Source organism: Cecembia sp. (assembly GCF_007126775.1).
Lineage (GTDB): Bacteria > Bacteroidota > Bacteroidia > Cytophagales > Cyclobacteriaceae > Cecembia.
Map to the genome: position 1 here is coordinate 1 of NZ_SLAP01000121.1, position 11,461 is coordinate 11,461.

The window sequence follows — 11,461 nt, forward strand, 5'->3', positions numbered from 1 at the left end:
ATATTTAGTAGATTTTGTTTTCATAATCATAAAATGGACGTAGGGTTAAGTGGTGAATCACTCAATATTTAGGGTTCATTTGATTTATAAAATATTCTGTGATATTTGTTTACCATCGCTATCGGGGCCTAATTGAAACCTCAAATAGTTTGGAACTTATTTTTACTTCAATATAGGTAATATCATACAGGAACTTGAATTAATTGACCACTAAATGATTCTATGGGGATTGCTTGTTTTCTTAATCCGCATTGATCCAGATACTTTTATTGCTTTAGATCACGGTTAATTTGTTTGGCTTCACTTCGTTAACCTTGAGTGTTTTAGCAGATCAAAACTTAAGAGTCTACACAACATGGATTTTTATATTGTCCTCTAATTTCTAGTCATACTTATTTGACTGAATGAAAGAAGAACAAAGCCTCTTTCATTCAGCCGTTTAATTAGTTATTATTTGATAAAAACTATTTCACTGTTTAAAAGAATCGACTTACCTCAATCTTAACCGCTCACTCTTGAAAATGGTCTGTTGAAGATTTGGCCAATTGGCATTTTTGACGTCTTCAGCGGTAACAATAAAGTAAACCGGCTTATAGGTTAAAGCACCTTCTAATTTGGCATTATTTCTTCGGGAAAGCTCCAACTCCCCTAAGTTTTGATACTCACCTTCCTCATTTTGAACCCATACGATATAATGGGCCTTAGGTGGAGTAAGCCTAGATGGGTTTGCCAAATTTTTAACTACGGTTTCAAAGGAATAAATTCCGCCCTTTTGTTTTTTGACCTTGACCTCTCCGTCTGCAGATGGAGTTACGGAAGAAACAGGAAAGGAATATTTTTTACTGCAAGCTTCTAGTGAGAATAGAAGTAAAACAAATACTGATAGTTGGATGATTTTGTTCGTTTTCATAATTTTTAAGTTTATATCTTTATGACACATAAAGATTTACCTGGTCACATTTTTTCGGAAATATATTCCACTACTAAAATGGCCATCCGTTGGTTGAGTCCCATGATAGGGATCAAGTGCATCAAGGTTTCCTCTGTCTGTTGAACCTCCAATTGATTTAAATTGAGCAGCTCAGGAAATTCAAATACCCTATTTTCATCCCTTTTATTAGTTGAGAGAACTACCATTTTTGAAGTTGGATTGATGAGTTTTACATTCTTAACACCCTCTTCCTGAACATAATTATTGATCAGGACAGCCACTTGTTCGACATTTTCCCTAATCAATTCACTGCGCACAGACCAGGAGAAAACTTTGGACATTCTTTCCTTAGAAGCCAGTTGCAAGCTGTCAAATTTAAGGTTGTAAGAAACATTGATCTCTTCAATCTTTTTATCTGCCTCTTTGGTGGCCTTATGGAGTTTGATTTGCCCCCAAGCAAATACAAATACCAGCAAGATCAAAAGCAAAATGACTAGTTTATTATTGAGTAAAAACATTTTTACTCTGCTCTCTTTAGGTACATTTACAGCATCATAATCACCTAATTGCTCCTTATTTGAATCATTGCTATTTTCCATAAATTATTTGGTTCTTATCGTTACTTCATTTGCAAAATCTTTAATAGGAATGTGGAGTTCTCCTTCTTCTGATGCAATCACCACAGTCAAGTTCCCTATAGATAGAATTGTACCTTTTTTATTTTTAAAAGTCACATGATCACCTGTGGAATAGTTTCTTCTCACATAATAGGTATAAAGGGACTTTTGAACCAGCTCAATGGACCCTACTCCTATGGATATCACAAGGGTCAATACAACACCCCCTACGATAATGATCAGGTTACCGGTAATCACACTGATATCAATTCCTGCCTGATTGAGTGCTGTGAGGATAAAGATGACGGCTATGATAAAAAATATAATGCTGCTGACCAGCCCTGCTCCGGAAAACGCGATAGCTTCCAAAAACCCCTTGATGGCTTTTTTAATAAAATTGGCTATGTACAGGCCAATGATCAATAGGGCCAGTGCACTGAACAACCTGGGCAAATAAGCCAAAAGATTGGTGATTTCATTTGAAATGACCGTCCAGTTCAGAATATCAGCTGCCACTGTCAAAAACACCAGGTACATGATCCACTTGACAAAGGCAAGTATGACTTTGGACAGATCAAATTCAATTTTTGAATTCCCAAATGACTTGCTTTCATTAAGTTTTTTGGAGAGTCCGTCAATCTTTGATTTTTCAAGGACTTTGCCCAAAACAAATGTGATCAGCCTGGTGATCAACCAGCCCAAGACCAAGATGATCACAGCACCTAAGACACTCAATAAGTTAGAACTTAATTGTTCGCCCATTTTCAAAAAGGCATTTAGGGTGACTTCTGCCCAATCAGTTACTGTTTGCATATCTTTTAGTTTTTTTTGTTGATAAATAGGTCGTTAATTGAAGCTGGTATGGCATCTCCAAAAAGGCTTGCTAGTTCCAAAATCAATTTGGCTTTGGATACATCCGCCATCACTTTCTCACGGAGTTCAGGAGGCGCTGCTTCCAGTTTCTGGTCTAATAATTTAAAAGGATTCTCGCTACTCATATCCGAACAGTTTTATACGCTTTCATTAATTTACTTTTTGCCCTACTCAGCCTCATCTTCACGGCACTGGTACCGATTTCATAGATTTTTTCTAGGTCTTTGATACTGGCATCATCCTGATACTTGAGCAGTAGAATCATTTTATCCTCCGGGTCAATCTGCTCCAATGCAGCTTTAAGTTTTTCTGCCTCCATCGCTTGGATTTGCAGGTCGTCTTCAGTGCTTTGAAGATTCAGCAAATCATCCGTACCGGTGGCATTTCGCATCATTTTGGCGTCTTTGTCTCTATTGATGTAGTTTACACAGTGGTTATAGGTCAGGCTGTAAAGCCAGGTGGAAAATTTAGATCTCCCCTCAAACTTCCCTATGCTGACATAAAGCTTTAAAAAAATATCATGTGCAATGTCCTGAGCAACAGTCTTTGATTTGGTGAAGCTTAAGCATTTGGTAAAGACCAAGCTTTCATATCGGTTGTATATTTCTTCAAAAAAAAGGATGTCAAGAGATTTGGCCATTTCCAATGCCAGTTCTTCATCAGTTAAACTTTTTAACTTTTCTTTTGTAGTCATCTACATTTGGACACATGTTAACTGATAAAGTCACATCTTTTGACAAATTAATTTCAAAAAATAGACTTTTGGTATGGAACGAAGTGCATTTAGCTAAAAAAGTACCGAGATTATTTGCCGCTTTGTTTAACGCTAAGGTTAAATAATTTTCTAATAGGTAAACTTATCAGTTTTTTCACCCATGGTCACATCTCCACCATTTCTGATGTGTATGCGGTAATACACCAAAACTTCGTCTGCTCCTGCATCCAATACCGCCTGCTGTGCATTTTGGGCGATGGCCATCAATTCTTCCTGCGTTCCCTCCATTACAGTCTCAAATGGGGTTACCACATGCTTGACTCCTGATTGTTGGATCACTTCTATGGCTTTGTCCACCAGGGCATAGGTATCCAAGGTTTTGCTTTTGGGAACGATCTGAATGCCGAGATTAATGATATTTGCTTTTTGCATGCTGACTGTTTTTTATAAAGGTAGATCAAAAAAGTGCTGCTTCAAAATCGTACACCATATGTCCGTTTTTAAGGGCTTTTATCCGACGTCTACTCAATAGAAATTAGGCGTATTCAAATTAATATGATACACGATTTCTGAATTAAAACCTGCAATGCTCTTCTACTGAAAGGTTTTGATAGTCTGAGCAAAGATTTTTGTTTGGATTTTAAATTATTTGGGTTTTCTAGTTCGTTTTTTGAAAGTAGTTGTTTTGAAAAATGAAATTTATGTCATTCCAAAAAGTCACCCGTTTCTTCTGGTTTTGTTCCGGTGCCCTTGGACCGTTGTTAAAAAGATTGCCTACTGAGACCAATAAATATGTAGGAATTGGAGGTACAGTTTTCTTTACAGGGCTTTTTGCTGCTTTGGCTGCCGGATATGCACTTTATACGGTATTTGATTCTATGTTTTTGGCCATGTTTTTTGGCTTTTTATGGGGACTGATGATTTTTAACCTGGACAGATTTATCGTGTCCAGCATGAAGAAAAGAAATAATGCCTGGAGTGAGTGGAAAATGGCAATCCCGAGGTTGGTCTTTGCGGTGCTTTTGGCAATTGTCATTTCAAGACCTTTGGAACTGAAGATTTTCGAGAAGGAAATCAACCGTAAGCTGGATGAGAAAAAAATTGACATGATGGCTCAAAGTAAGAAGGCCATTCAGGAAGTTTTTCCGGAGATTCAAGCTTTGGAACTAAAGAAGGACAGTATCAAATCTGAAACAGAAAAGGTCATAGCATTCAGGGATAAATTACAGCAGGAGTATGATTTCGAAAGATTCGGTACCAAAACAGATGGTACTAGTGGTATAGTGGGATTGGGAAGCAATGCCCGAAAAAAGGAGCAGCAACTTGATGCCGCGCAAAGAGAATTGACTGCGGTCAGGGCTGCCAATCAGGCAAAATTGGATACTCTGGAGGTTGAAATCAGAAGATTGATGGTCTTAAGAGAAGATGAATTTGCCAAAAGGGCCCCACAGATTGAGAATTTTGATGGCTTGGCAGCCAGATTGGATGCGCTTCATATTTTGACCATTGAAAGTGAGGCCATCAAATTGGCCAATATCTTTATTCTTTTACTGTTTATTGCCTTGGAGACCGCTCCGATTTTTGTCAAAGTAATTTCGCTGCGAGGCCCGTATGATGAAATGCTGGAACTTAAAGAGGAAAATGTCCAAGTGTATGTAAAGGAGCAATCTTTCAAAACCAGAAAGAAAAGTGAAAGGAATATCCAACTTTATGAATCGGAGGTTTTTTCCTGAACAAAACAGATGAATTTCCAAGAGTCACCTGGCCTTATTCCATATTTTGATTTAAAGTTTTCCATTCATAATCAGCGTTTCAAGAAAATCTCCTACATAGTAGGCAACCAAAGCAGCAACAAAACCCAACAACAACGTTTCAATAATGCTTTTAAAATAAGACGTTTGGTTGATAAAACTTTTCAAAGCACCTACCACCATGAAGGCAACTCCCGTGAAAATACTGGTCCAAAAGAATAGATCAAAAGTTGTTTCTTTAAAGAAGTCATACACATAAACCAAAAGGGGAATAAATCCTACAAATATGAATGAGATCAAAGTAGCCAAACCAATTTTAAATGGGCTTTTTGAATCAGGGATCAATTCGAGTTCATTTTTCATCATCTCGTTGACCCACCTGTCTCTATCCGAAACAATTACATCCACGACCTGCTCCAATAATTTTCCTTCAAAACCTTTTTGCTTATAGATTTCTACTATTTCTTCTCTTTCTTTTTCAGGGATATTGTCGACTTCCCAGTATTCAATATTTTTATGTTTGGTATAATTTTCTTTTTCAGATTTTGCGGATAAATAGGCACCCACGGACATGGAAAAACCATCAGCAAGTAGGTTGGCAAAGCCTAGAATGATGATGATGGAAATATCTAGATTTGCACCTACTGCCCCTGCTACTACAGCAAAGGTGGTCACTGCACCATCGATCCCGCCATAGACAAATTCCCGAAGATAATCTTGGGCATTCCCGAGAAAATTGACCTCTTGATGGAATTTCCTTTCCTTGTGCTCCATGTATCAGAGGTTATTCAATAAAAACCGTTGGACATTTTCACCCATGATAGCCCGGATTTCCTCTTCTGTGAATCCTTCCTGAAGCAATGCCTCAACAATTATCGGTAATCCTGTAATGTCAAAAGGAACAGCCACACTGCCGTCGTAGTCAGAACCCAAGGCCACATGATCTATTCCTACGAGGTTTTTGACCCGCTTCATGCTCGCTACAATTCCTCTGATTTCATCTTCTCCGACTGCCATGTCAAAAAAGGCAATACCAATGATCCCCCCCTTTTCTGCCAATCTTCTGATTTGATCATCGCTCAGGTTTCTGGGAGAATTTAAAACCGCTCTGATTCCCGTATGCGAAACCATGACTGGTTTTTCGGAAACCTCCAATATGTCATCAAACATCTTGGGCGAAACATGGGCCAAATCAATGATCATATTGAGTTCATTCATACGACGGATGACTGCTTTACCAAATTCTGTCAACCCCTCACCACTTTCACCATGAGCCGAACCACCTAATTCATTGTCGAAAAAATGAACAGGGCCAATCAACCTTACCCCTGCTTCATATACCTTCTCCAGGTTTTCCATGCTACCCTCCAATGCATGTGCACCTTCTATGCCCAGCAATCCTCCAATGACCTTTTGGTTACTTTTCCTGGCTTGGATTAGTCGTTCTAAGTCAGCACTTGACTTGATAAGAATGAATTCTTCTCCAAATTCATTTGCAAAGTCTTGTAATTTTTTGGATTGGTACATGGTTCTGTTGATCAGGCTAAACCAATTGGAAATTGGTCTCCCCTGCACAATATTCAGTAGGGTTATGTTATCCTGAGCGTCAGCCCTATTGAAATCCATGTTTTGCCCTTTGGGGGATTTTGATACAATGGTAAAAACCTGCAAGGCTACATTGGCCTCCTGCATTCGGGGGAAATCCACGTGGCCAAAATTTGCTTTTTGGGTAAGATCACGACCCCATAAAAGGGCATCACAGTGCAGGTCAGCGACAAAATCAAGGGACTGGTAGAGCTGCATCGCTTGCTCGGAAACTTCATAGGGAGCAGCTTCTTTCACTGTATTGCTGCTCTTTTCAATCATTGAGGGAACAGTCATTGTTCCCAGCCAGTAAAGGACAAAAAGGATAATCAAAAAAAGAATGATTTTCTTCATAGCATTGGGGTTTTGCTATCAATTTAATCAAAAAATATGTAATCAATTAGGATGGCATTGATTCTTACACATTCTCCTCTAAGATCTCTTCTCCAGTTTTAGTTGGAATGAGGTTTTCCAATTCTTCCATGGTAAATAATCTGGAGCGTATCATAAAGCGGACACCCATGGGGATTTCTAAAGAAAAACTACTTCCTCTTCCCGGGGTGACGTCTAAGGTGAGTTGGGTATGTTTCCAATATTCAAACTGGTCCTCATTCATGAAAAAATCACAGCCATAGACTTTCCCCATCCAAATGTCATTGCTACCCACTATAAAATCTCCCTTTTCGAAGCACATAGGAGAGGAACCATCGCAGCAGCCACCACTTTGGTGGAACATCAAATCCGTCCCGAAACGTTTTCGGAGGGTATCAATAACCTCCATGGCCTCCTCGGTAATCAGTACTCTTCTTACGTGGTTATTTTCGTCGGTAATCATGGGTTTTGTTTTTAAGACACTAGAAGCGAGACAGAAGATACTAGAATCAAGAAATAAGAAACTAGAAGCAAGAGATTAGAATTTCTTATCTCTTGCTTCTAGCCTCTCGCTTCTTCTAAAAAAAGCCCAGCTTATTCTTGCTGTAAGAAATCAGCATATTCTTGGTCTGCCTGTAATGATTGAGCATCATCAGGTGGTTTTCACGGCCAAAGCCTGATTTTTTATAACCTCCAAATGGGGCATGGGCAGGATATGCATGGTAGCAATTGACCCAGACACGACCTGCCTTGATCGCTCTTGGCACCTGATAAAGCTCATGGGCATCTCTGGACCAAAGTCCGGCACCCAAGCCATACATGGTATCATTGGCAATTTCAATGGCTTCTTCTACCGTTTTGAAAGTAGTAACCGAGGTTACAGGGCCGAAGATTTCCTCTTGGAATATTCTCATTTTGTTATGGCCTTTGAAAATGGTAGGCTGAATGTAATATCCTGTTTCCAGTCCGGAATTAAGAGAGGCTTTTTCTCCTCCGCAGAGCACTTCAGCACCCTCTTGTTTACCGATATCCAGGTAGGAAAGGATTTTTTCAAACTGATCATTGGAAGCCTGTGCGCCCATCATGGTGTCTTCTGCAAGCGGGTGCCCCATTTTGATGGCTTTGGTTCTTTCTACCACCCTTTCCATGAATTTATCATAGATGTCCTCATGAACAAGAATTCTAGAAGGACAGGTACATACTTCCCCTTGATTAAGCGCAAACATTACCGCACCTTCTACCGCTTTATCGAAGAATTCATCATCTGCCTCTGCCACAGATTTCATGAAAATATTGGGTGATTTACCGCCCAACTCCATGGTTACCGGAATAAGGTTTTCAGAGGCATATTGCATGATCAAGCGGCCGGTAGTGGTTTCCCCCGTAAAGGCAACTTTTGCTACCCTTTTGGAAGTGGCCAGAGGTTTTCCTGCCTCAGGACCAAAGCCAGTTACTACGTTTAATACTCCTGGAGGAAGTACATCTGCAATTAACTCCATCAGTACCATGATACTGGTAGGGGTTTGTTCGGCTGGTTTCACCACGGTACAACAACCTGCCGCCAATGCCGGTGCAATTTTCCATGTGGCCATCAACAAAGGGAAATTCCAAGGGATAATCTGCCCAACCACACCAAGGGGTTCTGACAATGCAATACTTACGGTATGCTCATCATGCTCAGAAATGGTGCTTTCATCTGCTCGGATAACGCCTGCAAAATACCGGAAGTGATCTACACACAATGGTAAATCAGCTGCCCTCGTCTCTCTCAATGCCTTACCATTATCAATGGTTTCGATTCGGGCCAGCAGCTCCAGGTTTTCTTCAATGATATCAGCAATCTTATTTAGAACACGGCTTCTTTCTGCTGCCGAAGTCTTTGACCATGACTTGAAAGCTTCATGGGCTGCATCCAAAGCTTTTTCGATATCTTCCTTATTTCCTCTTGCTGCTTTGGAAAATGCCTTTCCGTCAATGGGAGAAATATTATCAAAGTACTCTCCTGAAGAAGGAGCAACCCATTTCCCACCAATGAAATGGTCGTACTTTTCTTTGATTTTTGGTCTGTCCACTGGCTTGGACTGTGATAATGTGAGTGTAGTCATTGTTTTGTTATTTTGGATTTATTCAAATTTCCGTATTTAATTTTTAAAAAAATCAACCTCTTTTGTCTTGTCATCCACCTAATATGACAATTTTTGAGGAAGTTTTAATATAAGGGTTTTTCATTGGATTTCCTAGCAGTTTTGAGGACTTGGTAAATGACCTGCCCAGTTCTTTCCAATATCCACCATAATTTGTAATTTTAAAGAAATCCAAAATAATTTCGATGCATCAACATTTTATATCAGGTGTGCCTTGGAGGAATGAGCGGGACCTGAGAACTCTGGTTGAAAATAGGACGACCTATACCTTACACGATTGCGAACTCAATATTTTTGAAACCCACCAAAAAGCTGAGGCTGTCAATTTATGCTTCGGGGATCTGGTTTTGACAGCGATGCTCAAAGGGAAAAAGGTGATGCACCTTTTTGATAAACCTGGATTTGACTACCTGCCAGGTGAATCGGTCATTGTTCCACCCAATGAGGTAATGAAAATAGATTTCCCCGAGGCCAAGATGGATAATCCTACTCAGTGTATTGCCCTTTCCATTTCCAAAGAAATGATTGAAAACACCTTCAACCTCCTGAATGAGAGATTGCCAAATAAGGAATTGACCAATGAATGGGGGCTTGACCTGTCTTATTTTCATCTGATCAATACAAAAGATCTGTCCGAAATCATCAATCGCTTTATCAGAATTGGAGTGATCGAGAGGTCAAAAGAAAAGGATCTGATAGCCTCTTTTGCTTTAAAGGAGTTATTGATAAGGCTGACTCAGACACAGGCCCGAGAAATGTTGGAAAAATCTTACAAACAAATGGCCGCATCCAATAGACTCGCTTTTGTGGCAGATTACATAAAAAACAATATCCGGGAAAATTTCAACTTGGAGCAGTTAAGTGGTAAGGCATGCATGAGTAAAGCCCATTTTTCCAGGACCTTTAAGGCGGAATTGGGACTCTCTCCAATGGAATATATTCTTAAAGAAAGGTTGAAATTAGCCAGACAATACCTTCAAATGGGAGATTATCAGGTACAGGAGGTATGTTTCATGTCCGGATTCAATAATATCACCTATTTTATCAGGGCTTTTAAAAATGAGTTTGGGGTTACACCAAAGGTTTTTCAGGTAGGGTAAAGGTGAAAGAGCCAAGGTAAAAGAGCCTAGATAAAAGGGAAAAGGAAAAAGGGAAATGTCCATTGTCCTTCCCTAAATAGCGTTGACCGTTTGGTTCAATAATCATTTATTATTTCCATCGGGCCGGGATGTAGGGTGGGATTAATAAGAACCAAGGTAAAAGGGGACAGTTAAATTTAATAGAAGGTTAGCCAGGGCTTGCTGAAAAAGTCTCAGGTATGCCAGCTTCGAAGCGGGCGAATGAAGATGTATGCTTATACTTCGAATGAGCCCAATGAAGAAGATGGTATGCCTGAGGCTAGCCTGAAAATTTCGGATTTGGAAATTTTCAAGTGCACGCCAATCAAACTAAATCATTTAATAAGTTTGCACCTGCTTAAAAAGATAACGCTTAAAAAATGGGGTATTCATTAAAATTTAAATAAAATATTCTCCAATTGGCGTTTTTCAGCACGCCCTAGCTATTGGTGAAGGCCTTTCTTTGTCACCTCGACGATAGGAGAGGTCTAGATGGAAGTGAGAAGGGAGTGACTAGAGGATTTCGGATTGCGGAGGTGTGATTTAGTAAGACCAATCAAGAATTTAAGAATTTCATTATAATAGACAAGATTTAAGACACAGCGTTTAGTGTTCAGAGTCCATTGTTTTACTATTCATGTAATTTACTGTGGAATCTTGAACCGCCAATAAAATTTTCTTAAAGTTTTATGGGACTTTCATCATTATTTTTTATGTTTAGAAAATTTTGGTAGAAAAAAAATGCAATAAGTGTTTAAAATACCAAAGTTTATACGGCTGTAGTCAGTTACAAATAAACCCACATTTGGAGTCTTTTACAAAGACTCCTTTTTTTATGGTTAAAAATTTAACTGATTTTTTAGAAAATCCTGTTGAAATACCAAAAGTTGGTTAAATATTTATCCTGATTTTGATTTATTGTGTTTTTTTGAAAAGTCTTTGGAGGTTTTAAAATCAAAATGTGGGTTTTTAGCGATTTTACCATGAAATGGTGTTTAAAACTTAACATAGTTTTTCAATTAAGCTAAGTTTTTTATTGTATCAGGTTATTAAGTTGACCTTTTGATTTGTCTCCCAAATCATTTAATTTTCTAAAGTATGGAATTCATTGACTACTATAAGATTTTAGAGATTGATAGAAATGCCTCGGCAGATGATATCAAAAAAGCCTATAGGAAGTTGGCACGCAAGTACCATCCTGACCTGAATCCCAACGACAAAGAGGCTGAAAACAAATTTAAACAGGTTAACGAAGCCAATGAAGTGCTCAGTGATCCCGAAAAAAGAAAGAAATACGATCAGTACGGCCAAGACTGGAAACATGCAGAAGAGTTTGAAAGAGGGGGGGCACACCAA

The 11,461-nt window shown here is 39.0% G+C and carries 13 protein-coding genes; 3 read left to right on the forward strand and 10 right to left on the reverse strand.

From position 1 onward, the window contains the following. Positions 1 to 490: 490 nt before the first annotated feature. The 6 genes from QZT73_RS08215 to QZT73_RS08240 form a co-directional block, all read right to left on the reverse strand. The gene (locus QZT73_RS08215; RefSeq protein ID WP_291787618.1) at positions 491 to 910 is read right to left on the reverse strand and encodes a hypothetical protein; all 420 of its coding nucleotides are present in this window, start codon (positions 908 to 910) and stop codon (positions 491 to 493) included. Between the two features lie 44 nt (positions 911 to 954). Then, complete coding sequence (locus QZT73_RS08220; protein ID WP_291785527.1) at positions 955 to 1,530, reverse strand: hypothetical protein; 576 nt, start codon at positions 1,528 to 1,530, stop codon at positions 955 to 957. A 3-nt stretch (positions 1,531 to 1,533) separates the two neighbouring features. Beyond that, positions 1,534 to 2,361, reverse strand: coding sequence for a hypothetical protein (locus tag QZT73_RS08225; protein WP_291785529.1), 828 nt, complete (start codon positions 2,359 to 2,361; stop codon positions 1,534 to 1,536). Positions 2,362 to 2,366: 5 nt separating this feature from the next. Further along, complete coding sequence (locus QZT73_RS08230) at positions 2,367 to 2,546, reverse strand: hypothetical protein (protein ID WP_009186461.1); 180 nt, start codon at positions 2,544 to 2,546, stop codon at positions 2,367 to 2,369. Next, on the reverse strand, positions 2,543 to 3,115 hold the full coding sequence (locus QZT73_RS08235; protein ID WP_291785538.1) for a sigma-70 family RNA polymerase sigma factor: 573 nt from the start codon (positions 3,113 to 3,115) through the stop codon (positions 2,543 to 2,545). Before QZT73_RS08235 ends, QZT73_RS08230 begins: the two co-directional genes overlap by 4 nt. Before the next feature lie 150 nt (positions 3,116 to 3,265). After that, positions 3,266 to 3,568: a thiamine-binding protein gene (locus tag QZT73_RS08240; RefSeq protein WP_291785541.1), complete on the reverse strand. Its 303-nt coding sequence runs from the start codon at positions 3,566 to 3,568 to the stop codon at positions 3,266 to 3,268. Positions 3,569 to 3,837: 269 nt separating this feature from the next. Between QZT73_RS08240 and QZT73_RS08245 the strand changes: the two genes are divergently transcribed. Next, entirely contained in the window at positions 3,838 to 4,869 is a 1,032-nt protein-coding gene (locus tag QZT73_RS08245) for a DUF4407 domain-containing protein (protein ID WP_291785544.1), read from the forward strand. A 51-nt stretch (positions 4,870 to 4,920) separates the two neighbouring features. Here QZT73_RS08245 and QZT73_RS08250 read toward each other — a convergent pair whose 3' ends face one another. From QZT73_RS08250 to QZT73_RS08265, 4 genes are all read right to left on the reverse strand, one after another. Next, positions 4,921 to 5,661, reverse strand: a complete 741-nt coding sequence (locus tag QZT73_RS08250; protein ID WP_291785547.1) for a VIT1/CCC1 transporter family protein — start codon at positions 5,659 to 5,661, stop codon at positions 4,921 to 4,923. Between the two features lie 3 nt (positions 5,662 to 5,664). After that, positions 5,665 to 6,825: a dipeptidase gene (locus QZT73_RS08255; RefSeq protein WP_291787620.1), complete on the reverse strand. Its 1,161-nt coding sequence runs from the start codon at positions 6,823 to 6,825 to the stop codon at positions 5,665 to 5,667. Between the two features lie 64 nt (positions 6,826 to 6,889). Further along, on the reverse strand, positions 6,890 to 7,306 hold the full coding sequence (locus tag QZT73_RS08260; RefSeq protein WP_291785553.1) for a DUF779 domain-containing protein: 417 nt from the start codon (positions 7,304 to 7,306) through the stop codon (positions 6,890 to 6,892). A 115-nt stretch (positions 7,307 to 7,421) separates the two neighbouring features. Further along, positions 7,422 to 8,948: an aldehyde dehydrogenase family protein gene (locus tag QZT73_RS08265; RefSeq protein WP_291785555.1), complete on the reverse strand. Its 1,527-nt coding sequence runs from the start codon at positions 8,946 to 8,948 to the stop codon at positions 7,422 to 7,424. 224 nt (positions 8,949 to 9,172) lie between these two features. On the opposite strand from QZT73_RS08265, the gene QZT73_RS08270 reads away from it, so the two are divergent. Then, complete coding sequence (locus QZT73_RS08270) at positions 9,173 to 10,087, forward strand: AraC family transcriptional regulator (protein WP_291785557.1); 915 nt, start codon at positions 9,173 to 9,175, stop codon at positions 10,085 to 10,087. A 1,116-nt stretch (positions 10,088 to 11,203) separates the two neighbouring features. Continuing rightward, positions 11,204 to 11,461, forward strand: a 258-nt coding sequence (locus tag QZT73_RS08275; RefSeq protein ID WP_291787622.1) for a DnaJ domain-containing protein, incomplete at its 3' end; no start/stop codon positions are given.